This window comes from Streptosporangium fragile (assembly GCF_039534445.1).
GTDB lineage: Bacteria > Actinomycetota > Actinomycetes > Streptosporangiales > Streptosporangiaceae > Streptosporangium > Streptosporangium fragile.
The window spans coordinates 1-22,336 of record NZ_BAAAVI010000006.1; the positions used below are offsets into that span (position 1 = coordinate 1).

A 22,336-nucleotide genomic window follows, 5' to 3' on the forward strand; every position below is an offset into this window, starting at 1 on the left:
GGCCCGGTGGCGGACGGCCCGCCGGGCGGGTGGCCCGGCCCGGCGGTGGACCTGCGCGCGGAGGCGGTCCTGCCCGGGGACATCGCCTTCGGCGGCGCCCCGATCCCGCAGGGGCCGCCGCGGCGGGTGCTGCTCACCGGCGCGACCGGTTTCCTCGGCGCGTACCTCCTCGCCGGGTTGCTGCGCGCCGCCGAGGCCGACGTCCACTGCCTGGTCCGGGGCGACGACCCCGCCGGGCGGCTGCGCGGCAACCTCGCCCGGTACGGGCTCTGGGACGACCGCTTCACCGGCCGGATCGTCCCCGAGCGCGGCGACCTCGGCCTGCCGGGGCTCGGTCTGCCCACCACCCGGTTCGCGGAGCTGGCCGACACGGTGGACCTCGTCGTGCACAACGGGGCCCTGGTCAACTTCGCCCTGCCGTACCGGCGGCTGCGCGGGGCGAACGTGGACGCGGTCCTGGACGTCCTGCGGCTGGGGGCGTCCGGCCGGATCACCACCCCCGTCCACCTGGTCTCCACGCTCGGCGTCCACCTGACGCCGGGCGAGCGCACGGTCCGGGAGGGTGACCCGCTGCCGGATCCCGGCGCGCTGCACCTGGGCTACGACCAGAGCAAGTGGGTGGCCGACCGGCTGGCGGACGACGCCCGGCGGACCGGGCTGCCGGTCGCGATCCACCGGCCGGCCCGGGTCGCGGGTGACAGCCGCACCGGCACCCCGGCACCCGGCGACTTCCTCGGCCGGCTCTTCGCCACGTGCGCGGGCCTCGGCGCCGTCCCCGACGGGGAGCGGCTCGACATGGCCCCGGTCGACCACGTCGCCGCGGCGATCGCGCACCTGGCGGCGGCCCGCGCCACCGGCGACTTCCACTACTACAACCCACGCGTCCTCGGCTCGGCGGAACTGGCCGAGGGCCTGCGCGACCACGGCTTTCCGGTCCGGCTCGTGCCGGGCCCGGAGTGGCGGCGGCTGGTCCGCGACCGGCTGGCCGCCGGGGACGAGGTGCCGATCGCCCCCTACCCGGCGTTCTTCGCCGAGTACGGGGGGCTCCCCGGGCCGTCCTTCGACTGCTCGGCCACCGAGCGGGCGCTCGCCGCCGCCGGGCTCGCCTGCCCACCGGCCGACGGGAAGCTGCTCGACCTCTACCTGGACGGTTACACGCGTGCCGGGGTCCTGGAGGGTGGCTGCCGTGTCTGACGGCGTCCGCCGCTTCGCCGTCATCTGGGCGGCCCAGCTACTGTCGATCATCGGGTCGAGCCTGACCGGGTTCGTCCTGGGCGTCTGGGTCTTCCAACGGAACGGCTCGGCCACCGAGTTCGTACTGATCATGTTGTGCGCGGTCCTGCCCGAGGTGCTGCTCTCCCCGCTGGCCGGGGCGCTCGCCGACCGGTGGGACCGCAGGCGGCTGCTGCTGGCCGCCGACGCCGGGTCCGCCGCCGTCACCGCGGTCCTCGCCCTGCTGCTGGCCGCCGGCTCGCCGGAGGTCTGGCACGTCTACGCGGTCACGGTGGCCGGGTCGGTCTTCGGCACCTTCCACATGGCCGCCTACCACGCGATGATGCCGCTGATCATGCCGCAGCGGCACCTGGGCAGGGCCAACGGCCTGATGCAGGTCGCCGACTCGGTGAAGATCGCCGCCCCGCTGCTGGCCGGCACGCTGCTGGTGACGGTCGGCGTCACCGGCGTGGTCGTGATCGACCTGGTCACCTTCCTGGTGACCCGGGTGGTCATGTTCGCCGTGCGGCTGCCGCGCGAGGTCACCCGGCCGGGCGCCTCGGCCCCGCCGGCGGCGCTGCGCGGGGATCTGCTGTTCGGCTGGCGGTACCTGCGGGCCAGGCGTGGGCTGTTCCAGCTCGTCATGGTGCTGGCCGCCTACAACCTGTTCTTCGGGATGTCCGGGGTGCTGGTCCAGCCGCTGATCCTGTCGTTCGGGTCGGCCGCGGTGCTGGGGGCGCTGATGTTCGCCGGCGGCGCCGGGGTCTTCGCCGGGGGGCTCGTGCTGAGCGCCTGGGGCGGGCCGCGGCGGCGCATGCGCGGCGTCGCGGCGTTCACGGCCCTGGGCGGGGTGCTGCTCGCCCTGCACAGCCTCGCCCCCTCGCCCTGGCTGATCGCCGTGGTGGCGCCGGCGTTCCTGTTCACGCTGCCGTTCGTGCAGGGCACCGGGATGACCGTGCTGCAGCTCAAGACCGATCCCGCGGCGCTGGGCCGGGTGCTCAGCACGGTCCGCGCGGTCACCCAGACCGCCACCGTGCTCACCTATCTCGTCGCGGGCCCCCTGGCCGACCGTGTCTTCGAGCCGATGCTGGCCCCCGGCGGGGTGCTCGCCGGCACCCTCGGCGGCGTGATCGGCACCGGCACCGGCCGGGGCATCGCGGCGATCTTCCTGCTCACCGGCCTGTGCCTGGTGCTGCTCGCGCCGCTGGCGTACCTGCAGCCCCGCTTCCGGAGAGCGGAGTCGGAGCTGCCCGACGCCGCGGACGTGCACGCCCCGGAGGCCGCCGACCCGCGCGTTACGCAAGGAGAGAACGATGCCGCTCTATCTCGACCCTGACGAACTCCGGGGGACGCCGGGCCCCCACCTCGACCTGATCGGCGCGATGGCGTTCCGGGCGGCCGGGGCCGCCCAGCGTCTGGGGGTCTTCGAGGCGCTCCTCGGCGGCCCCCTCCCGGTGGCGGACCTCGCGGCGCGGACGGGCACCGGCCCGGCCGGGCTCGTCGTGCTGCTCGACGCGCTCGTCTCCTTCGGCTACCTGGAGCGGGCACCCGGACCGGCATATGCCAACAGCCCCATGGCGGCCGACCTGCTCGACCGGCGCGCCCCGTGGACGTACGCCCCGGCGCTGGCCTTCTGGCAGGACCTGCTCGCCGAGCTCTGGGACGGCCTGGAGGAGTCCGTGCGCACCGGTCGGCCGCAGGCCGACTTCTACGCGTGGCTGGAGGAGCGGCCGGACACCCTCGCCGACTTCCAGGCCATGCTGGACGGCATGGCGGCGGCGCGCGCCCCGCTGGTCGCCGAGGCCGTGCCCGACCCCGGGGAGCGCCTGCTCGACCTCGGCGGCGGGCACGCCCGCCACAGCATCGCCCTCTGCCGGGCGCACCCCCGGCTCACCGCGACGGTCGTGGACCTGCCGAACGCGCTGGCGGGCGGCCGGGCCAGGGTCGCCGAGGCGGGGCTGGGCGACCGCGTCACCCTGCTCCCCGGTGACCTGGCCGAGGTCGACCTCGGCTCCGGGTACGACACCGCGCTGCTGTTCAACCTCTGCCACGGTTTCGACGAGGCGGGCAACCGGGCCCTGTTCAAGCGGGTGGCGGGGGCGCTGCGCCCCGGCGGCAGGGTGCTGGTGCTGGAGTCCTTCGCGGACCTGCCGCCGGGCACGCCCGCCGCGGCCGAGGCGTTCGTCCGGGCCTTCAGCCTGAACCTCGCCGTCACCCAGGGAGGCCGGATCCACGCCTTCGGCGAGGTCGCCGGGTGGCTGGCCGACGCCGGGTTCGGCGGGATCGAGCGGCGCCCGCTGCAGGGCACCGACGAACTGCTCGTCGCCCGGCTGGAGGCGCCGTGAGGATCGTCATCGTCGGGGCGGGGCCCGCCGGCACGCTCCTGGCCTGCTACCTGGCGGGACGGGGACACCGGGTGGACGTCTACGAGCGGCGGGCCGACCCCCGGCTGCTCGACGAGGACGAGAGCCGCTCCATCAACCTCGGCCTGTCCGCCCGGGGCATCAAGGCGCTCACCGACGTCGGCCTGATGGACCGGTTGCGACCACTGACCGTCCCGATGCGCGGCCGGGCGATCCACCTGCCCGGCGGTGGCGCGCCCTTCCAGCCCTACGGGGCCCACGAGGGCGAGATTCTCCACTCGGTGCTGCGCCGTGACCTCATCACCGCGCTCGTCGACCATGCCGAGGCCCGGCCCGGGGTGACCTTCCACTTCCGGCACCGGCTGGTCGGCCTCGACCGCGACGCCGCCGCGGTGCACCTCGTCCACGAGGAGACCGGGGAGCGCAGCACCGTCGCGGGCGACGCGGTGATCGGTGCGGACGGCGCGTTCTCCCAGGTGCGGGCGCACATGCAGCACGGGCTTCGGGCGGACCACCATCAGGAGTTCCTGCCCTGGGGCTACAAGGAGCTGACCATCCCCGTCGCCGACGACGGGTCGGCCAGGACCCGGTTGGAGGCGCTGCACGTCTGGCCCGGCGAGAACGCCCTCATCGTCGCCCACCCCAACCGCGACAACTCCCTCACCGGCACGCTCTTCCTGCCGGTCGAGCGGTTCGGTGAGATCACCGACCCGGAGGGGTTCTTCCGCGAGCGGTTCCCGGACGCGCTCGACCTGATGCCGCACCTGGCCAAGGAGTACGCCGAGCACCCGGTGGGGCACCTGGTCTCGATCCGCACCTCCCCGTGGCACTACCGGGGCCGGGTGGCCCTCATCGGCGACGCCTGTCACGCCGTCTACCCCTTCTACGGCCAGGGCATGAACTCGGCGCTGGAGGACTGCACGGTCCTCGACCGCTGCCTCGGCGACCACCCGGAGAACCCGGCGGCCGCCTTCGCCGAGTACCAGCGCCTGCGCAAACCGCACACCGACGTGCTGGACGAGCTGTCCCGGCAGAACTTCGTGGAGCTGCGCGACCGGCTCCGCTCCCCGCTCCACCTGGCCAGGAAGAAGGCGGACCTGCTGCTCGCCCGGTTGTTCCCCGGCCGGTGGATGCCGATCTACACGATGGTCTCGCACACCACCGTCCCGTACGCCGACGCGCTCGCCCGCGCCCGGCGGCAGGACGCGCTCCTGCGCGGGGTGGCCGCGGCCGCCGCCGTGGCGGGGCTGGCCGCGGCGGTACCGCTCCTGGCCCGCCTGGCCCGCGGTGTGCCGCACGCCCGTGCCTTCCGCGCCCCCCTCGCCCGGATTCCCTCCGCCCACCATGTCACCTCCGCACCGCTCGCCCGCCCCGCACCGCGCAATCCCCGAAAGAGCGAACCGCCATGCTGATCGACTCCGCGGACCCCTCCCGCGTCCTCCTGGAGATCGCCGACCTGGACGGCGACCACGAACTCGTCCTGAGGTACGGCGCGTCGCTCAGGCGGATCGTCACCTGGGCGCGGGAGTACCTCTGCCGCCCCCACGAGGCGCTCGGCAGGAAGGGGCCCGTCTGCCCGTACGCCCAGACCGCGCTCGACCGCGGCACGTTCTACCTCGGCGTCCACCCCGGCAGGCCCGACGGGCCGGGGGCGGTCACGGCGCTGGCCGGCTACCGCGACTGGTTCCCGCGGCTGGTCTCGCCGCCGGGGGTGTCCCCGCAGTACCGGACGATCCTGGTGCTCTTCCCCGACCTGCCGGAGGCCGAGGCGGCGGCGGTGATCGACCACGCCCAGGCGGCGCTCAAGTCGCGCTACGTCGCCGGCGGGCTGATGATCGGCGAGTTCTACCCCGGCCCGCCGCCCAAGGCCGGGTTGTGGAACCCGGACTTCCGTCCGCTGGGCAGCCCGGTCCCCCTGCTGGCGATCCGGCACATGGTGCCGACCGACTTCCCGTTCCTGCGCGACGATCCGGAGCAGGTGGCGTCCTACCTGGCGCGTTTCGGCGACCGTCCCCCGGCCGCGCTCAGGGCCGAGGTCCGGGCGGTCGCCGCCCGCTACGGCCTCCTGGCGGGGGTGGGCGCCACCGCGGCGGAAGGCGCGTGAAAAAGGGGCGGCCCGCGCCGGGATGTCTCCCCGGCGCGGGCCGCGCGGTGGACCCGCTCGTGGCGGGTCGTCTCAGACGCCGAGCAGTTCGGCGGCGGCCTGGGCGTTGGCGCGCGCGGCGCCGTACGTGGCCAGGTAGGTGACGCCCGCGGGGCGCCAGATCGGCAGGCCCATCTCGACCACGGTGGCGTCCGGGCGGGCGGCCAGCAGCGCCGAGACCACCGACTGGCTCGTCTCGTAGCGGTGGGCGTCCTTCACCACGACGACCAAGGAACGGCCGGTGGCGCGGCGCAGGATGTCCGGCACGTCCGCGGCCTCGGGCTTGACCCGGACCACCTCGGCCCGCGGCGGCAGCGGCGTGAAGCCCCACGGCACGTCGCCGACCGCGATGGTCGGCGGCGTGTCCACCTCGACCACCAGCGGGTCGACCAGCGGGGCGGCCGAGCCGGTGAGGCTGACCGCGCGGCGGGCGGCGGCGAGGCCGATCACCTTCTCCTCGGTCCCGCCGGTGCGGGGAGCGCCGGACCAGGCGCGCAGGCGGGCCACCCGCTCGGCGGCCTCCTCCAGCCGGGCCGCGGGCAGCCGGCCGTCCAGGACGGCTGCGACGATCTCGTCGATGATCCGGCGGACGTCGTCCGAGGTGGGGGTCGGGCCCAGGCAGAGCAGGTCGGCCCCGGCCGCCAGGGAGAGCACCGCGCCGCCGGCCAGGCCGTAGGCGTCGGTGACGGCCCGCATGTCGAGGGCGTCGGTGACGACCACGCCGTCGTAGCCCAGCTCGCCGCGGAGCAGACCGGTCAGGGCGGCGGGGGAGAGCGTGGCGGGGGCGTCGCCGGTGACGGCGGGAACACGCACGTGGGCGGTCATGATGGACCTGGTCCCGGCCTCGATGGCGGCGCGGAAGGGCGCGAGCTCGCGTTCGCGCAGCAGCTCCCGCGAGGCGTCGACGACCGGCAGCTCCAGGTGCGAGTCCTGCCGGGTGGCGCCGTGACCGGGGAAGTGCTTGACGCAGGCGGCCACCCCGGTCGACTGCAGGCCGCGCACCGCGGCGACGGTGTGCCGGACGACGAGCGCGGTGTCCGCCCCGAACGAGCGGGTGCCGATCACCGGGTTGTCGTCGGCGGTGTTGACGTCCGCGGCGGGGGCCATGTCGAGGGTGACGCCGCAGCCGGCCAGCTCGTCGCCTATCGCCCGGTAGACGCGCCGGGTCAGCTCGACGTCGTCCACGGCGCCGAGCGCGGCGTTGCCCGGGTACGGGCTGCCCACGTGGTAGGCGAGCCGGGTGACGTCGCCGCCCTCCTCGTCGAGTGAGACGACCGGGTCGCCGGCCTCGCGCAGCCGGGCGGTGAGGGCGGAGAGCTGGTCGGCGTCGGTGATGTTGAACCCGAAGAGGGTGACGCCGCCGAGGCCGTTCTCCAGGCCCCGCAGCACCCACTCGGGGGCCCCGGTGCCCTGGAACGCGGCGAGCAGTGTGCCGGCCGCGAGACGGCGCAGCCCCTGGTCGCCGCGGTCCGCGATGAGCTCAGACATGGCGGTAGGCGTTCCTTACCTGAAGTTGCGTGGTGTGTCAGAAACGAGGTCGGGCTGGTACGGCCCGCGCCTTGTGGGCGTGGGTCGTACCGGCACCGGTGGGGATCAGCCCTTGACGGCGCCCGCGACGAGGCCGGAGACCATCCGCCGCTGCACCAGGAGGAAGAAGACGATGACCGGGATGGTCATCAGGGTGGAGGCGGCCATGATCGCGCCCCAGTCCACCGACCGCTGGCTGACGAAGTAGCGCAGCGCCACGGGCATGGTGAAGCCGCTCTGGTCGCTCATCAGCGTGAGCGCGAAGACGAACTCGTTCCACGCGGTGATGAAGGAGAAGATGCTGGTCGCGACGAGACCGGGGGCCACCAGCGGGAACAGCACCCGCCAGAAGGTGGTGAACCGGGACGCGCCGTCGATCCAGGCGGCCTCCTCCAGTTCCCTGGGCACCGCCGCGACGAAGGTGCGCAGCATCCAGATGGCGAACGGCAGCGTCATCGCGACGTTCACCACGATCAGGCCGAGGAGCTGGTCGTACAGGCCGGCCCGCCGGACCATCATGAAGAGCGGGATGAGCAGCGCCTCGCCCGGCACCATCTGCACGACGAGCAGCAGGATCAGGAACGAGGTGCGCCCGCGGAAGCGGAAGCGGGCCACCGCGGTCGCCGAGAGCAGGGAGAAGACCGCGCCGATCAGGACCGTGCCGAGCGCCACGACGGCGCTGTTGAGCAGGTAGCGCCAGACGGAGTGGCCCGCGACGCCCTCGCCGAAGACGCGCTCGACGTGCTCCAGGGTCGGGTCGGTCGGGAACGGGATGAACTGGGTCGTGAAGATCTGCTCGTTGCTCTTGAACGCCGTGGTCACCATCCAGTAGACGGGGAACACCGCGAACACGAACACCGCGACGGCCAGGGCGTTCAGGCCGGCCCTGCGGAGCTTCCTGCGCTTCTTGAGCCGCTTCTGGATCTTGTAGTTCGTGATCTCCTGCAGAACGGTCATCGCACGTCCTCCGTCTTCACGATCTGGCGGACGTAGAAGAAGGTGATGACGAGCAGGATGAGGGTCAGCACCACCGCGATCGCGGCGCCCATGCCCATCTTGACCGGCGCGGCGAACGCCTGGGTGTAGGAGAACAGCGACAGGTTGAACGCCTCGCGGTTGGAGGTGCCGCCGGCCAGCACGAAGAGCTGGGTGAAGACCTTGAAGTCCCAGATGATCGAGAGCACCGTCAGCACGGCGAAGACCGGCTTCAGCAGCGGGAAGGTGATCTTCCAGAAGATCCGCCACGTGGAGGCCCCGTCCACCCGGGCCGCCTCGTACAGCTCCTGGGCGATGCTCTTCAGCCCGGCCAGCACCGAGACCGCGATGAACGGGAACGACGCCCAGACGACCATCAGGATCAGGATCGCGTAGATGCTGACCGGGTCGTTGAGCCACGGCTCACCGGTCCAGTCGGCGCGGCCGAACAGCAGGCTGGAGAGCCAGTCGGGCAGCGCGTTGAGCGCCCAGTTGATGATGCCCGACTCGGCGTCGAAGAGCCAGCGCCAGATGATCGCGCTGGCGATCTGCGGGGTCGCCCAGGCGGCCATGATGCCGACGACGAGGAAGGTCGACATCCTCTTGCTCAGCCTGTTCAGCAGCAGGCCGACCAGGGTGCCGAGGATCAGGGTGAGCGCCACCGTGACGGCGGCGAAGACGATGGTGTTGCGGAGCGAGGTCCAGAACAGCCCCGACTCCAGCAGCTTGGCGTAGTTCTCGAAGCCGACGGACTCGGCGGGCACGCCCCGGATCTGCCGCAGTCCCACGTTCTGGAAGGACATGGTGATCAGCTGGAACAGCGGGTAGAGCAGGAGTCCCGCGATGACCAGCAGGCCCGGTACGAGCAGCGCGTAGGGGATCACCCAGGCGGGCAGCCCGCTGGATCGGTGCGGGGGCGTGGTGCCTCGGCGCCCCCGCGCCGGGGCGGGGGAGGTGCCCCCGCCCCGGGCGATGGTTGAGGTGTTGGCCATGGTTACTGGTTCAGGATCTCTTCGAGTTCCTTGTTGGCGTCGGCCAGCGCGGTGTCGACGTCCTTCTTGCCCTCGATGACGGCGCGGGCCGCGCTCTGCAGGACGGCCTTGGTGTCGTTGGCCTCGGCCCAGTTGGTGTCGTTCGGGAAGCCCTTGGCGACCTTGAAGGTCTCGGCGAACGGCGCCTGCACCGGGTCCGCGGCGTACTCGCTCAGCGCCTCCGGGTAGAGCGGCAGCAGGCCGCCGTCCTTGGCGTAGCGGGTGCCGAACTCCTTGCCGGCGGCCAGCTTGAGGTACTCGGCGGCCAGTTCGACGTTCTTGGCGTCCTTCCAGATGGCGATGTCGTTGCCGCCCTGGAAGGCCGGGGCCGGGCCGCTGCCGTCCTTGGCCGGGACCGAGAAGAAGGCCATGTCGTCGTCGGTGATCTTGCCGCCGCTCTGCTCCTTGATGGTGGTCAGGTCCCAGCCGCCGGTCACGTACATGCCGACCTTGCTGTTGGCGAAGCGGGTGGCGATGTCCACCGAGTTCTGGGTGAGGGCGGACTTGCGCGAGACGCCGTGCTTGGCGACCAGGTCGGTGTAGTACTGGAAGCCCTCCTTGAAACCGGGCTCCGTCAGCTTGCCGACCCACTTGCCGCCCTCGAAGGCGGCGAAGTCGCCGCCGGCGGACCAGACGAACGGGGAGAGCGACATGTTGGCGTCGGAGCCGCCGTTGAAGGCGAAGCCGTCGACGTCCTTGCCCTTCTTCTCGACGATCTTCTTGCCCGCCGCGACGAGGTCGTCCCAGGTCTTGGGGATCTCGATGTCCAGTTCCTTGAACCAGTCCTTGCGGTAGAGGACCGCGCGGGTGCCGCCACCCCACGGGGCGGCGTAGATCTTGCCGTCGACCGTCTCGTAGCCCCACAGGTTCTGCGGGATCTGCTGGAAGTCGGGGGTGCTCTTGACGATGTCGGTGATGTCGGTGAGGGCGTCCTGCGCGACCCAGGCCGCCACCTGGTCGTTGCCGAACTCCGTGACGTCCGGGCCCTCGCCGCCGGCGAGCGCGGCGGTCCACTTGGCTTGCGCGTCCGGCCATGGCACCCACTGGAGCTTGACCTCGGCGCCGGTGAGCTCCTTGAACTTCGCGTTCAGGTCGTTCATGAGGGCGGTCTGCTTGGAGTCGGGGGTGCCCAGGCGCCAGACGGTGAGGGTCTGGCCGGCGAACTTCGGTCCGGAGGCGGGCGCCGACGCGTCGGCGTTCTGCGCCGGCGTGGGCTCGCTGCCACCGCAGGCGGCGAGACCCAGGGCGAGGGCGGCGGTGACGGCCGTCGTGGTGGCGATTCTCGCGAACTTCACTGGAGTTCTCCCTTTCAGGCTTTCGCCGGGATCTTGCGCTCGTCGGTAATCGGCTGGGGTCCCCCGTGACCCTCTGGACTCAACTGGGAGCGGTCGGAGCTGCGGCAACCCGCGCGGCCGCTGATCGCTTGCCTGCGGGCTGACTACGGTTAAACTAACAAGAAACTTTCTTAAAAGAAACGATCGTTAGCGGATCGTGACGGGGAGGGCGACCTTGTCCAGACGTCCGGGGACACCTCGGCTGCTGCGCCAGCTCAACGACCGAGCGGCGCTGGAGCTCCTGCTGTCCGTCGGCCCCCTCACCCGGGCCGAGCTGGGAGAACGCACGGGGCTCTCCAAGGTGACCGCGGGGCAGCTGCTCTCCCGGCTGGAGGAGCGCGACCTCGTCACGGTGGTCGGCGAGCAGGCGGGCGGGCGCGGCCCCAACGCCGCCCTGTACGCCGTCGTGCCGTCATGCGCGTACGTGGTGGGCCTCGACGTGCTCCCGGACCGGATCAGCGCGGGCGTCGCCGACATCACCGGCGAGATCGTCGCCGAGGTCGCCGTCGACCCCAGCGGGCACGACGACCCGGTACGGCTCGTGCGGAGCGCGGTGCGCAAGGTGTGCGAGTCGGCCGGCGTCGGCGCGGACCGGCTGCGCGCCTTCGTGATCGGCACCCGGGGCGTCGTCGACCCCGGCACCGGCGATGTCCGCTTCTCCTTCGACCTGCCCTCCTGGCACGCGGGCGTGCTCGCCCAGCTCCGCCACGACCTCGACATCCCGGTGACGATCGAGAACGACGTCAACCTCGCCGCCCTGGCCGAGCGCTCGCACGGCGCCGCGCGGGGCGTCGACGACTTCGTCCTCGTCTGGGCCGGGGTCGGCCAGGGCCTCGGCGTCATGCTGGGCGGCCGGCTGCACCGCGGCTTCACCGGCGGCGCGGGGGAGATCGGCTGGCTCCCGGTCCCGGGCGAGCCGCTCCCGACCGAGGTGAACGAGCCCCAGTCGGGCTCGTTCCAGCGCCTCGTCGGCGGCGACGCGGTGGCCGGCCTGGCGCGCGCCCACGGCATCGTCCCGGCCCTGACCGCGGCGGCCGTCCCCGCGGCTCCTGTCCCCGTCTCCGCTCCCGCGGCACCCGTTCCCGCGGCCTCCGCCGCCGGGGGCGCGGGGGGCGTGCCCCCGGTCTCCGCCGGGGGCGCGGAGGCCGGGGCGTCCGGAGAGGCGGGTGGCGGCCTCGCGGCGGCACCGGTCACGGGGACCGGCTCGGTGGGCGACTACGTCAGCGCGGCCGTGGCCGAGGGGGCCGACGCGTTCCTGGACGAGCTGGCCGGGCGGCTGGCCGTCGGGGTCGCGGCCGTCGCCGTGGTGCTGGACCCCGGGCTGATCGTGCTCAGCGGCGACGTCGGCCGGGCCGGGGGAGAGGCGCTCGCGGTCAGGGTCCAGGAGGCCGTGGCCCGGGTCTGCCCGAGCCAGCCCAGGGTCGTGGTCACCAGGGTGCGGGGCAACCCCGTGCTGCGCGGCGCCCTGGTCTCGGCCCTGGAACAGGCCCGGGAACAGGTGTTCTCCGACACGGTGTGACGCCCCGCGGCGGGTGCGTCGCGGCCGGACCGGGCGTCGCGGCAGGTGTTCTCCGACGCGGTGCGACGCCCCCCGGAAGGGCGGTGTCCCCGGGCCCGAGGCGCGTGAGGAAGAATTACGGTCATGCGCGACATCGTTTTGATCTCCGATCCCCGGGTCGCCTCGGTTCCCGTCGAGGAGTCCGGTGAGCAGCTGATCGACGTACGGGGGCGGCTGCGTACGGACGACCGGCTGGCCGATGCCGCGGGGGCGTTCGCCCACCTCAGGGAGGGGCTGCTCGCCCGGCTGGAGCAGGCGCAGGCGCAGCTTCCCGACGGCTACCGGCTGCTGGTCGTGGAGGGGTACCGGCCGGTGGCGGCGCAGCAACAGATCTTCGACGAGTACTCAGCGGAGCTGATGGCGGCATATCCCGATATGTCGCCTGCCGAAATCCGGGTGGCGGCGAGCCGCTACGTCTCACCCGTCGAGGTCGCCCCGCACACCGCGGGCGCGGCGGTCGATCTGACCCTGTGCACCGAGGACGGGATCGAGATCGACATGGGCACCCCGCTCAACGCCACCCCCGAGCAGAGCGGCGGCGCCTGCTACACCGACGCCCCCGGCCTCCCGCCCGAGGCCCGTCACCACCGCAAGCTCCTCGGTGTCGCCCTCGACGCGGCGGGGCTGGTCAACTACCCCACCGAGTGGTGGCACTGGTCCTACGGCGACCGCTACTGGGCCATGACCACCGGCGCCCCGGCGGCCCTGTACGGCCCGGTCTCCGTCTGACACTCGTTCTCCGCGCCGATCTCCGTCGATTGACATCGATCAGCGTGAGTTCCGGCCGGTCGGAGGTGATGACGACGCCGACGGGCCGATCGCCGGCAAGTTCGGCGGAACCCTGGAACGTGATACCGACCGAGGGGATGGAGGTAACGCCGGCCTCGTAATGAGAGCGTGGCGGTCGGCGGGATGCCGGCGTGGCAATCGATGCCGCAATGGGACGGGGCGTCAGGAAGGGCGGATGGGTTCCCGCTCTCTTAAGAGGTGCCGCGCCGCATTCCAAGTAATTCACTAGGAAACTGGGTGATACTGCGTTTTCGGGTTCGCGCGGTCATCGTGTACGACCGTCCGAGAGACTCGGACGGTAAACGTGAGGGCGTGAACACTATTTCCGTTGGCCGTCTCCACGGGAGAGATCCGATTAACGCTGACGAAACAAACGCTGACGAAACAGGCGCCGGCGGAACATCCGCGTCGTGGTCTGGTCCGGCCTGTCGAGAGAACCGGAAGGGAGACACGGGAGACCTGCATCGGACGCTGTCGGAGCCGGTCTGGAACTCCATCCTGAAGACGTCCGTAGGGGAGGGCAAACTCGATTACGAGCTGTACCTCCGGACTCAGGAGTTGCTCTCGCTGCAATCGGCCGTCGACGACCTCATATCACCCGACGAGCTGATGTTCCAGATCGTTCATCAAGCCCAGGAGTTGTGGCTGAAGCTCGCAACGCACGAATTGGCCGAGGTCGTCGGCGACCTGGAGCGCGAGATGTTCTGGGAAGCGTCCGCGCGACTGGATCGAGTCGCGCGCATCTTCGGCAGCCTGCGTCAGGAGCTGGGGGTGCTGGAGACGTTGACACCGGACTCGTACCAGGTGATCCGGAGGCACCTCGGCAACGGCAGCGGCCAGGAGTCGCCGGGGTACAGTCGCGTGCGACTGGCGGCGGAACACGTGTCCGGGGCGCTCGACCTGGTCGTGGAGCGCAGGATGGTGTCCGTCCGTGGTGTCTACGAGTCCTCTGACGCCGGGCATCCCGATCTGAAGCGCATCTTCGAGTTGCTCGTCGACGTCGACGAGGCGTACCAGATGTGGCTCGTCGCCCACTTCATGCTCGTGCGCAGGACGATCGGCGTCAGCCGGCGGACCTCCGCGCTGGACGGCGTCTCCACCCAGGTCCTGACCGGCCGGATGACGCAGCCGTTGTTCCGGCGGCTGTGGAAGGTCCGTGAGGAGATGACGACCACGTGGGACCGCGGCGGCGGGTACACGCCCGGCGTGCCTCGGACGGGAGGGCCGCGACGGTGACGGACAGCGAGTGGCTGGCGTCCCTGCGCGCCGAGTTCCCGGTCCTGAGCACGTGCGTCTATCTCAACAGCAACTCCACCGGGGCCGTTCCCCGTGGAGTCGAGGACGTTCTGGGCCGGTACTGGCGGACGCTGTCGGCATGGCGGGACGAGGAGTGGAACGGCTGGCTGGACCAGGTGGCGGGCTACACCGAGACCCTGGCCCGGTTCGTCGGGGCTCCGGCCGGCTCGGTGGTGACCGATCTCAACCTCAGCACGTTGCTCGGCCGCGTCGCCACCTGCCTCGATTTCGACGCGCCACGCGACAGGGTGGTCACCACCGACCTGGAGTTCCCGACAGTGCCGTTCTTGTGGCGCGGCTTCGCCCGCTACGGGGCGACGCTGGAAGTGGCGGGCGGCGGGGGACCGGATTTCGACCAGGACGCCCTTGAAGAGGCGATCGACGAACGTACCGTCTGCGTATGCGTGTCGCACGGCAGCTACAGCACGGGGGCCGTGCTCGACCTGCGGCGCGTCGTCGATCGGGCGCACAGCGTGGGCGCCTACGTCATCGTCGACGCCTATCAGACCGTCGGCGTGCTCCCCTTGGACGTCACCGCTCTTGGCGTCGACTTCTTGCTCGGCGGGGCGCACAAATGGATGTGCGGCGCCGCCACGGCTTTCCTCTACGTGAGGCCGGACATCCTGCCGGACCTGCGGCCGGCGGTGACGGGCTGGTTCGCCGGCGACGATCCCACCTCCTTCGGCCCGCCCGCCGGATGGGCGGCCGACGCTCGCCGTCTCGCGGGCGGCACTCCCCTGCCGCTGGGACCGATGATCTCCAGGGTGGGCCTGGACCTGTTGTCGGGCCTGGGCGTGCAGGCGATCCGCAGGCACTCCCTGACCTGCACCGACCGCGTCATCGAGCGCGCCGACGCCGCCGGGATCGAGGTCGTGACCCCCAGAGACCGCTCTCGCCGTGCCGGGGTCGTCTGCCTGAGGTTTCCGGGAGACCGGCAGGTGAGGGAGGCCCTCGTACGCCGTGGCATGGTGTGCAGCTGGCGTGGGTCACTACGCGTGGCACCGCACGTCTACAACACGATTGAGGAGATCGACACGTTCATGGACGCGGTGGAGAACGAGCGCGCGAGGATCACCCGGTGAACGGCCACCCGCTCACTCCACGAGCGCTCATGAGCCTCCTGGCCAACGGCGCCAAGGCGATGGACGTCGTGGAGACCGCTCTGGAACTCGGCGTGCTCGACGTGCTGGAGTCCGCCGAGGTCACCGTGGCCGAGCTCGGCACCCGGCTGGGGTTGGTCCCGAGCCGCCTGTACAAGATGCTGGACTGCCTGGAGAGCCTCGGTTTCGTCCGGAGCCGGAGCACGGGCGACGATCCGTTCCTCACCCGCTACACCGCCGTTGCCGGGTTGAGGGAGGCGGCACTGGCCGTGGCAGGTCCCGACGCCCTGGAACGGGACCGCGACAGGTACCCGTGGCGGGTCCTGTACGGGTCCCTGCCCGAGGTGTTGAGAGGGACGCTGTCGATCCCGGCGGACGACTTCGGCTGGCCTCCGGACGAGACGCAGCTGGCCGGCTTCGAGCGGAGCATGGCCGCCGGTCTGGGACCCTTCATCGAAACGTTCCGGTCGCACACCCCCCGCCTGTTCGGCGCGTCGGCGTTCCGGCTCCTCGACGTCGGAGGCGGCGACGGCACCCTGGCCGCGGCTTTGCTGCCGTGCAGTCCCGAGCTCCGCGTGGACGTGTTCAACCTGCCCGCCGCGGAGCCGCTCGTGGAGCGGACGAGACGCGACAGCGGCCAAGAGGACCGGCTGGGCTTCGTCGTCGGCGACTTCCTCAGGGGCCCCCTGCCCCGCGGCTACGACGGGATGTCGCTCGTCCGGGTGCTGCATGACTGGCCGGTTTCCACTGCTCGCACACTGCTCCGGAAGGTGCACGAAGCGCTGAAGCCCGGCGGGCGGGTCATGATCTGCGAGGAGTTCCGCACTCCCGAACGCCTCGCCGGCCAGTTCTTCTGGTCGTATTTCCTCATGGGCGTCGACGCCTGCCACAGCCGACTGTATGACATCGAACATTACACGCGGCTTCTCGGCGAGACCGGCTTTGTGGAGATCACCGTGCTGCCGGGGCCGGTCGAGGTGATCCTCGCATCGCGTGGGGGCTCGCGCGGGGAAGAGGCCGGAGACGGTCCGGCGACCTGACGCGGATGGCACCCGCACCGGTCCGATGTCACCGGCGCGTACCCGGAAACGCGGTGCGAGATCCGGCGGTGGGCGGTTGCCGCCGGTCCCGGACCGCTTCCGCGGCAGCTCGCCCACCATCGCCTCCACCTCCGTACGTCAACCTTGTCATTGACAAAACAGGTGGGATGCGGCTCGGTGATCCGAATCCCCGGTACGCGCTAGTTGGCGCAGTCCTGGTTGTTGAGGGCCAGGGTCACCTCGGTGACCTTGCCGCGGGACAGGAGGAAGTAGTAGGTGGCCTTCGGGTTGCCCGGGACGGCGGCGACGGGGTACCCGCTGGCGGACTCCTTGAGCTTGGGGTACGCCCTCTTCAGCTGCGCCCCGGTGGAGCCGATCCCGATCCCCTGGGGGGTCTTGACACCCCTGGGCGCGAAGATCATGGCCACCCCGCGCCTCTTGGAGATGTACACGCCCGCCCTGTCGCGGCCGGTCGGGTGCGCCTTCAGGTCCCAACCCGCGCACGGGCCCGAGGTCTTACGCACGATCTTCCCGGTCGCCTGGGCCTTCGCGGCGCTCATCCCGAGCGTCAGGCCACCGTATCCGAACGGTCCCAGCGTGCCTTTCGCGCCCGTGGCGGACTCGGCGACCGCCGCGGGGGCGACGCCGGTCAGCAGCATCCCTCCGGCCAGTGCCGCCACCAGTGCCGGACGCCCCAGTCGCCGGGTGATCATGTGCTTCGTCATGTCTCTCCCATGGTTGTGAGCCGGTTACGAGCCGTACGCCGGTTGTGTTGAAGATTGCCGGCAAAGGCCCGCGGCATCCTATGCGAGCGCGAAGGGCCGACACATCCGCCGCCAGGCGTACGCCGCGCAGAGGAGAGAGCGCCCACGGGCCGGGCGCCGGCGTCAACGCCGGCCGGCCGCCCGCCTGACGTTCCGGCACTCCGGCACCCGCGCGGGGCGGCCGGCACGCGCGCCGTTCCCGGCGGCCGGTCCGAGCCGTGAACCCGCCGAGGATCGACTCCCATCGAGCATGTGGCGTTCAGTAACAACGGGCTCCAGTGTGGCTACCATCGGTGACGATCACTTCGTCCTCAGACGCCATGACAGGCACCGGTCGCCTCTGCGAGCAGTGCCTCTCCGAGGTCATGACCGCCGAGGAATTGACCTAAGGAGAACGCATGTCCATCGTGAGGTCCGCGACCGTCGCGCTGTCCGCCGCCCTGGCATTCGGGGCCACCATGATGACGGGGGTGAGCGCGCATGCCGACGCTCTTCCCACCGGCCAGAAGCTGCCGGCCGCGGTGGCGTCGGGCAAGGCGACCATCAGGATCGCTTCCGGAAGCACGGAGCCCGGACAGGGCTGGGTTCTCTACGAGAACAACTCGCCCGGCCTCTACATCGACGTCGACACCAGCTCCGCGCACTTCACCGGCAACCCGACCTACCTGGTTTCCGTCGGCGGGCTGGCCCACCATTTCGAGCTGACCGGCACCAGCACCGTTTACCGGCCCACCGCGACCGGATTCCGCGTCTACATCCGGTGGAGCAACGGCATCCCGCTCACCGTCGAAGACGCGCAGAACTTCGGGTGGTACGTCAACTGGATCGGCATCGACAACCCGTGAGTCCCGCCGTCACGCCCCGTCCGTCCCACCGGGCGGACGGGGCGTGGCACGCGCGATGTCCGTCCCCGGAGACGGTCGCCGGCCGTCTCACCCCGCCCGACCGGGCGGGCCGCCCGCTCGGCGGAATCACGCGGACGCACCCCACCGGATTCCGGGACGCGCACCCGCCGGTGGACTAGAGATCGGGCACCGGGTCCCGCCAGCGGAGCGGGGCGCCGGGGGCCGTGCCGATCAGGCGGCCGGCGTGGGCGGTCAGGACGGTGACACCTGAGGCGGTGCACAGGTCGGTCCACTCGGCCGCACCCGGCAGGGGCAGCCGGGTGCGGACCCGGCCCGCCGCATCGGCGGCGTAGAGGCGGCCGTTCATGCCGGTGAGGGCGACGGCGTCCCCGCTGCTCCCGGCCGGGACCCACTCCGCGGCCTCCGGGGGCAGCCGCCACAGGCCGCCGGAGGCGGTGGCCGCCCACAGCTCGCCGTCCACCAGGGCCAGCCCCACCCCGCCGGGCGGGGCGTCGCCGAGCACGGTCCAGGAAGCGTCCTCGCCCGGGTCCCGGTAGACGAGCCGGTCGTCGCCGGTCAGCCCGTACAGGCCGACGGGCCGGGTGGCGGTCGCCTCGCGCGGGGTGGCCATCGCGACGACCCCGCCGCCGGAGCCCGTCCGGCGCCAGCGGAGGTTCTGCCCGGAGACGTCCCGGCGGTACAGCCCGCCGTCGGCGCCCACCCCGTACAGGCGCGCGTCGCACACGGTCAGTGCGCGCATCGAGCCGCCCGTCCCGATGATCTCCCAGCCGGACACCCGGCGCGAGAGCCGGTCCAGCACGTTACGGGTGATCCGGTCCACGGCCGGGTCGTGCAGGGTGTTGCCCCAGTTCACGGTGGAGGCGGTGAAGACCGTTCCGGCGCCGAGGGTGAAGACGCCCATGGTGGCCATGCCGCCCTGCCCGTAGCGGTGCCAGTGGCGCAGGTCGGCGGTGGCCAGGATGACGAAGGACGGCGGGGTGCCGTCCCGCCCGGTGGCCACGGGCACCCCGTCCACCTCGACGAAGTCGCACGCGTCCGTCTCGTAGCCGATGGCGCCCCGCCCGAACGTGGCGCCCTCGCCCAGCTTCGTCCCTTCGAAGACCCAGTGCTCGGGGAAGCGGACAGTGTACGACTCCTCTTCCATGTGCCGCATGTAGGGCCCCCAGGTCCCGGCGCCCCGCCGGAAGCTGACCCCGGTCAGGCCGTTCTCCGGCCGGTTCACCGGCGCGCTGGACCACTCGACCGTGGTGAGGCCGGGCTCGACGGTGGCCATCGGGTCGGCGACCGCGTCGCGGTAGCAGACCATGGTGCGCCCGTCGTCCTCCAGCCGGAACTGCCACCAGCAGGTGTTGCCGGAGAACACGGCCATGTTGCCGCCCCGCCGGATGAACTCCTCGACGCTGTCGCGCATCCCCGCCGACCAGTACTCGTCATGGCCGTTGATCACCAGTAGCCGGTAGCCGGACAGCAGCTCGCGACCCTCGTGCAGGTCCAGGCCCGAGCAGTAGTCGACGTCGTACCCGGCCGGTCCCAGCCAGCGGATCATGCCCTCTTCCCAGCGCTCCGGGGGCGGGCCGCCGCCCGGCCGGTGGAAGGAGACACGCGCGGCCCGGGTGGGCTGCTCGGTCCAGTAGACGGACTCGCCGGGAACGCCGGCCCGGTTGTAGGCCTGCCAGGTCGGGAACGGCATCGACAGCAGGATCGGCGAACTCGGCCGGGCGGCCCGGACGACGAAGTGGACCTCGCAGGAGCTCTCGCCGGCGGCGAAGACCGCGCGGTAGAGCGAGCTGGGCCAGCCGGGGGAGACGCCGAGCGTCCACGACGGCCCGCTGAACTCCCCGTCGAACACCGCCCGGTCCGTGGCCACGTCCTCCACCCGCACCGCGCCGCGCAGCGGGGCCCGGGACGCGCGGGTCAGGTGGAAGCGGAGCGCGCCGCCCTGGACGCAGGACGTGGACTCGGCGTAGGCGTGGACCGTCATCGGATCTCCTTGAGCGTGGGCACCCCGGACCTCAGCCTCGGCCGGATGTCATCCGACCGGCTCCGGCACCTCGTGGAAGGCCGCCCGCACCAGCAGCTCCTCCAGGTCGCGCAGGTACCGTTCCATGGCCGGGCGGGGCAGGTAACGGGTGTCTGCGGTGAGCGAGACGCCCAGCGCGCCGGGCTCGCCGGTCACGTGCAGGCAGAACCGGCAGTTGAGCCGGTCCTGGTGGAGCGGCCAGGTCAGGGTCGTCTCCGCCAGCGCCCGCCGCACGGTCCGCTCGTCGGGGGAGGCGTCCACCCGGTCGGCGAGGCGCATGTCGTTGAAACAGCAGTACGGGTGGATCCTCGCGCCCCGCTCCCGGCTGACCCGCTCGGTCAGCAGGTCCCGGTCGGCCGGGTCGTGGTAGGCGGACCGGTAGGCGCGCAGCGCGGCGGGCCGGGCCGCCCGCAGCAGCTCGGCGAAGCCGCCCGCGCGCAGGTCCAGCACGAACAGGCCCTCCTGGGAGAGCGTGGTGACCGCGCCGGCGGTGTCGCCGCGGAAGCGGTTGCCCACGATCGGCAGCATCGCGCATATGTCGTGGCCGGTCACGGCGCCGACCAGCGTGGCCGAGGCGGTCAGCAACACGGTCGAGGTGCTCGTGCCGTGCACGGCCGCGATCCGCCGCACGGCCAGGTCCATCGCCCGCGAGACGAGCCGCGCCCGCCAGATCGCGGGGCTCGCGGGCGCGGCCACGGGCCGGTCGAACATCGTCGGCGGGATGCGCCGGTACGCGCTCTCCCAGTACGCGGCGGCCGCCGAGGCGACCTTCAGGCCCTGCTCCGACCCCTGCCAGCGGGCCAGGTCCAGCGGCGAGGGCGGGGGCGGTCCCGGTATGGCGCCGCGGAGCAGCAGCAGCCGCAGGTCCGTGATCGCGACCTCGGCGCCGAGGCCGTCGGCGGCCAGGTGGCAGAAGACGAGCACGATGTGGGTGACCTCGCCGCCGCCGGTCACGAGCCCGACCCGGAGCGGCCACTCGTCGCGGTAGTCGAAAGCGGTCTCCGCCAGCGCGGCCAGCAGCCGTTCCGGGTCGCCGCCGTCCGACACGGTGACCGGGATGGTTCCGGCCGCGCCCAGCGTCTGCCACGGCTCCGCGTCCCCGGTCCCGCGTGGTGCCGGGCTCTCGGTCTCGCGTGGTGCAAGGCTGTCGTTTCCGCGCGGTGCCGGGCTCTCGGTCCCGTGTGGTGCCGGGCCGCCCCCGGTGGGCGCGGGCCCCAGCCTGGTTCGCAGGGACTCGTGCCGTTCCACCAGCACCCCCAGGACCCCGGCGGCCCGCGCCACGGTGAGCGGCCGGGCACGCCGGGGGACGGCGAGGACACGGCCGAAGTTGAAGTAGCGGTCGTCCGGCGCCGTCTTCCGGATCGTGTCCCAGATGGCCCGCTGTCCCCAGGTCAGCGGCGCCGTTCCCGATCGGTTCCCCGAGAACCGGATGTCCATGTGCTGTCCCCCGTCCGATGATCCTGGTTCGGGAACTTCAGGAGCCGGCGCGCTGCGCCGCGGCGATGTGGCGTTCCAGCGCGCCCAGGTCGTCCAGCAGGTCGAGCCCGTCGTCCGACAGGTCGATCTCCACCCCGAACTCGGTCTCCACCGCGTCGATCAGCCGCATCTGCGCCAGTGAGGTCACCCCCAGCGCCGACAGCGGGACCGTGGCGGTCAGCGCCTCCTGCGCGGTCACCGCGCCGTCCGACGCCGCGGCGACCATCGCGGCCAGTCGTTCCCTCACCATTGCGAACCCCTTTCGTGCTGTTCCCGGCGCCGTCCGCCGGGAATCGGGCCGGGCCGTCAGCCACCCGCGGCCTTCCTGGCGCTGAGTGGGCGCAGGTCGGTCCAGACGCGGTCGATGTGGGCGAGGCACTCCTCCTTGGTGCCGGAGACCCCCTCCTCCCGCCAGCCGTCCGGGAGCTCCCGGCCGGCCGGCCAAATCGAGTACTGCTCCTCGTGGTTGACCACGACGCGGTGGCTCATCTCAGCTCCCCGTTGCCACGAGGCGCGTGGCCTCGTTCTCGGACAGTCCGGCCGGCTCGGCGACGAGCAACTCCTCCACCGCGGCGGCGGCCCCGGCCACCTCGGGGAACCGGGTCCGCAGGCTCTCGTGCCGTGCCGCCACGGCGGTGGGGGCGGCTTCCGGCGCGGCCGTGTCAGGGGAGCATTTCACCCGGTAAACATAGGACGTGTTGTAGGTCGAGTCGTCCAGGGCGAGCCGGTCAAGAAACCAAAGCCGCTGCCGGTCGTGTGACAGGGGGTACTCCGTCTCGGTTCGACCGGTGGGAACGGTCTCCGGGTGGAACACGCAGGGCTCCTTTGTCGGCCACGGGCCC

Annotated in this window: 21 protein-coding genes; 11 read left to right on the forward strand and 10 right to left on the reverse strand. The window is 72.3% G+C overall.

Annotated features, from left to right (window positions below; genetic code table 11):
- From ABD841_RS05625 to ABD841_RS05645, 5 genes are all read left to right on the forward strand, one after another.
- The coding region (locus ABD841_RS05625) for a thioester reductase domain-containing protein (protein ID WP_344968544.1) at positions 1-1,194 on the forward strand (1,194 nt) is incomplete at its 5' end.
- A complete protein-coding gene (locus tag ABD841_RS05630; protein WP_344968546.1) occupies positions 1,187-2,548 on the forward strand; it encodes an MFS transporter in 1,362 nt (453 codons plus the stop codon). The genes ABD841_RS05625 and ABD841_RS05630, both read left to right, overlap by 8 nt.
- Complete coding sequence (locus ABD841_RS05635; RefSeq protein ID WP_344968548.1) at positions 2,526-3,557, forward strand: class I SAM-dependent methyltransferase; 1,032 nt, start codon at positions 2,526-2,528, stop codon at positions 3,555-3,557. The genes ABD841_RS05630 and ABD841_RS05635 overlap by 23 nt, the downstream gene beginning before the upstream one ends.
- Complete coding sequence (locus ABD841_RS05640; protein ID WP_344968549.1) at positions 3,554-4,987, forward strand: FAD-dependent oxidoreductase; 1,434 nt, start codon at positions 3,554-3,556, stop codon at positions 4,985-4,987. The genes ABD841_RS05635 and ABD841_RS05640 overlap by 4 nt, the downstream gene beginning before the upstream one ends.
- Positions 4,981-5,679, forward strand: a complete 699-nt coding sequence (locus ABD841_RS05645) for a DUF6875 domain-containing protein (protein ID WP_344968551.1) — start codon at positions 4,981-4,983, stop codon at positions 5,677-5,679. The genes ABD841_RS05640 and ABD841_RS05645 overlap by 7 nt, the downstream gene beginning before the upstream one ends.
- Before the next feature lie 72 nt (positions 5,680-5,751).
- Here the strand turns inward: ABD841_RS05645 and ABD841_RS05650 are convergent, their stop codons facing one another.
- From ABD841_RS05650 to ABD841_RS05665, 4 genes are all read right to left on the reverse strand, one after another.
- The gene (locus ABD841_RS05650) at positions 5,752-7,206 is read right to left on the reverse strand and encodes a glycoside hydrolase family 3 protein (protein ID WP_344968553.1); all 1,455 of its coding nucleotides are present in this window, start codon (positions 7,204-7,206) and stop codon (positions 5,752-5,754) included.
- 105 nt (positions 7,207-7,311) lie between these two features.
- The gene (locus ABD841_RS05655) at positions 7,312-8,202 is read right to left on the reverse strand and encodes a carbohydrate ABC transporter permease (protein WP_344968554.1); all 891 of its coding nucleotides are present in this window, start codon (positions 8,200-8,202) and stop codon (positions 7,312-7,314) included.
- Positions 8,199-9,212 carry a carbohydrate ABC transporter permease gene (locus ABD841_RS05660; RefSeq protein WP_344968556.1) on the reverse strand — a complete coding sequence of 338 codons (1,014 nt, stop codon included), beginning with the start codon at positions 9,210-9,212 and terminating at the stop codon, positions 8,199-8,201. Before ABD841_RS05660 ends, ABD841_RS05655 begins: the two co-directional genes overlap by 4 nt.
- 2 nt (positions 9,213-9,214) lie before the next feature.
- Entirely contained in the window at positions 9,215-10,546 is a 1,332-nt protein-coding gene (locus ABD841_RS05665; protein ID WP_344968558.1) for an extracellular solute-binding protein, read from the reverse strand.
- A gap of 214 nt (positions 10,547-10,760) precedes the next feature.
- Here ABD841_RS05665 and ABD841_RS05670 point away from each other — a divergent pair, with 214 nt between their 5' ends.
- The 5 genes from ABD841_RS05670 to ABD841_RS05690 all read left to right on the forward strand — a co-directional run bounded on the left by ABD841_RS05670 (position 10,761) and on the right by ABD841_RS05690 (position 16,368).
- Complete coding sequence (locus ABD841_RS05670; protein WP_344968560.1) at positions 10,761-12,104, forward strand: ROK family transcriptional regulator; 1,344 nt, start codon at positions 10,761-10,763, stop codon at positions 12,102-12,104.
- 123 nt (positions 12,105-12,227) lie between these two features.
- Positions 12,228-12,872: a M15 family metallopeptidase gene (locus tag ABD841_RS05675; RefSeq protein ID WP_344968562.1), complete on the forward strand. Its 645-nt coding sequence runs from the start codon at positions 12,228-12,230 to the stop codon at positions 12,870-12,872.
- A 372-nt stretch (positions 12,873-13,244) separates the two neighbouring features.
- The gene (locus ABD841_RS05680) at positions 13,245-14,168 is read left to right on the forward strand and encodes a tryptophan 2,3-dioxygenase family protein (RefSeq protein ID WP_344968852.1); all 924 of its coding nucleotides are present in this window, start codon (positions 13,245-13,247) and stop codon (positions 14,166-14,168) included.
- Entirely contained in the window at positions 14,165-15,310 is a 1,146-nt protein-coding gene (locus ABD841_RS05685) for an aminotransferase class V-fold PLP-dependent enzyme (RefSeq protein ID WP_344968563.1), read from the forward strand. The genes ABD841_RS05680 and ABD841_RS05685 overlap by 4 nt, the downstream gene beginning before the upstream one ends.
- Entirely contained in the window at positions 15,307-16,368 is a 1,062-nt protein-coding gene (locus ABD841_RS05690; protein ID WP_344968565.1) for a methyltransferase, read from the forward strand. Before ABD841_RS05685 ends, ABD841_RS05690 begins: the two co-directional genes overlap by 4 nt.
- 200 nt (positions 16,369-16,568) lie before the next feature.
- On the opposite strand, the gene ABD841_RS05695 is transcribed toward ABD841_RS05690, so the two are convergent.
- Positions 16,569-17,093, reverse strand: a complete 525-nt coding sequence (locus ABD841_RS05695) for a hypothetical protein (RefSeq protein ID WP_344968566.1) — start codon at positions 17,091-17,093, stop codon at positions 16,569-16,571.
- A 437-nt stretch (positions 17,094-17,530) separates the two neighbouring features.
- On the opposite strand from ABD841_RS05695, the gene ABD841_RS05700 reads away from it, so the two are divergent.
- Positions 17,531-17,977 (forward strand): hypothetical protein, encoded by a 447-nt coding sequence (locus tag ABD841_RS05700; protein ID WP_344968568.1) that lies wholly within the window; start codon positions 17,531-17,533, stop codon positions 17,975-17,977.
- Positions 17,978-18,152: 175 nt separating this feature from the next.
- Here ABD841_RS05700 and ABD841_RS05705 read toward each other — a convergent pair whose 3' ends face one another.
- From ABD841_RS05705 to ABD841_RS05725, 5 genes are read right to left on the reverse strand one after another with little or no spacing between them, the layout of a single operon-like run.
- The gene (locus ABD841_RS05705) at positions 18,153-19,979 is read right to left on the reverse strand and encodes a N,N-dimethylformamidase beta subunit family domain-containing protein (RefSeq protein ID WP_344968569.1); all 1,827 of its coding nucleotides are present in this window, start codon (positions 19,977-19,979) and stop codon (positions 18,153-18,155) included.
- A 48-nt stretch (positions 19,980-20,027) separates the two neighbouring features.
- Positions 20,028-21,455 (reverse strand): hypothetical protein, encoded by a 1,428-nt coding sequence (locus tag ABD841_RS05710; RefSeq protein WP_344968571.1) that lies wholly within the window; start codon positions 21,453-21,455, stop codon positions 20,028-20,030.
- A 37-nt stretch (positions 21,456-21,492) separates the two neighbouring features.
- Positions 21,493-21,744, reverse strand: a complete 252-nt coding sequence (locus ABD841_RS05715) for an acyl carrier protein (protein WP_344968573.1) — start codon at positions 21,742-21,744, stop codon at positions 21,493-21,495.
- 56 nt (positions 21,745-21,800) lie between these two features.
- Positions 21,801-21,983, reverse strand: a complete 183-nt coding sequence (locus ABD841_RS05720; protein WP_344968574.1) for an MbtH family protein — start codon at positions 21,981-21,983, stop codon at positions 21,801-21,803.
- A 1-nt stretch (position 21,984) separates the two neighbouring features.
- On the reverse strand, positions 21,985-22,308 hold the full coding sequence (locus ABD841_RS05725; protein WP_344968576.1) for a hypothetical protein: 324 nt from the start codon (positions 22,306-22,308) through the stop codon (positions 21,985-21,987).
- Positions 22,309-22,336: the final 28 nt, after the last annotated feature.

What these genes read in the sequence shown, in the direction of transcription:
- ABD841_RS05635 (WP_344968548.1), top strand. Translation starts at nt 2,526, where the DNA reads ATGCCGCTCTATCTCGACCCTGACGAACTCCGGGGGACGCCGGGCCCC.
- ABD841_RS05645 (WP_344968551.1), top strand. Translation starts at nt 4,981, where the DNA reads ATGCTGATCGACTCCGCGGACCCCTCCCGCGTCCTCCTGGAGATCGCC.
- ABD841_RS05650 (WP_344968553.1), bottom strand. Translation starts at nt 7,206, where the DNA reads ATGTCTGAGCTCATCGCGGACCGCGGCGACCAGGGGCTGCGCCGTCTC.
- ABD841_RS05655 (WP_344968554.1), bottom strand. Translation starts at nt 8,202, where the DNA reads ATGACCGTTCTGCAGGAGATCACGAACTACAAGATCCAGAAGCGGCTC.
- ABD841_RS05660 (WP_344968556.1), bottom strand. Translation starts at nt 9,212, where the DNA reads ATGGCCAACACCTCAACCATCGCCCGGGGCGGGGGCACCTCCCCCGCC.
- ABD841_RS05675 (WP_344968562.1), top strand. Translation starts at nt 12,228, where the DNA reads ATGCGCGACATCGTTTTGATCTCCGATCCCCGGGTCGCCTCGGTTCCC.
- ABD841_RS05695 (WP_344968566.1), bottom strand. Translation starts at nt 17,093, where the DNA reads ATGACGAAGCACATGATCACCCGGCGACTGGGGCGTCCGGCACTGGTG.
- ABD841_RS05700 (WP_344968568.1), top strand. Translation starts at nt 17,531, where the DNA reads ATGTCCATCGTGAGGTCCGCGACCGTCGCGCTGTCCGCCGCCCTGGCA.
- ABD841_RS05705 (WP_344968569.1), bottom strand. Translation starts at nt 19,979, where the DNA reads ATGACGGTCCACGCCTACGCCGAGTCCACGTCCTGCGTCCAGGGCGGC.
- ABD841_RS05710 (WP_344968571.1), bottom strand. Translation starts at nt 21,455, where the DNA reads ATGGACATCCGGTTCTCGGGGAACCGATCGGGAACGGCGCCGCTGACC.
- ABD841_RS05715 (WP_344968573.1), bottom strand. Translation starts at nt 21,744, where the DNA reads ATGGTGAGGGAACGACTGGCCGCGATGGTCGCCGCGGCGTCGGACGGC.
- ABD841_RS05720 (WP_344968574.1), bottom strand. Translation starts at nt 21,983, where the DNA reads ATGAGCCACCGCGTCGTGGTCAACCACGAGGAGCAGTACTCGATTTGG.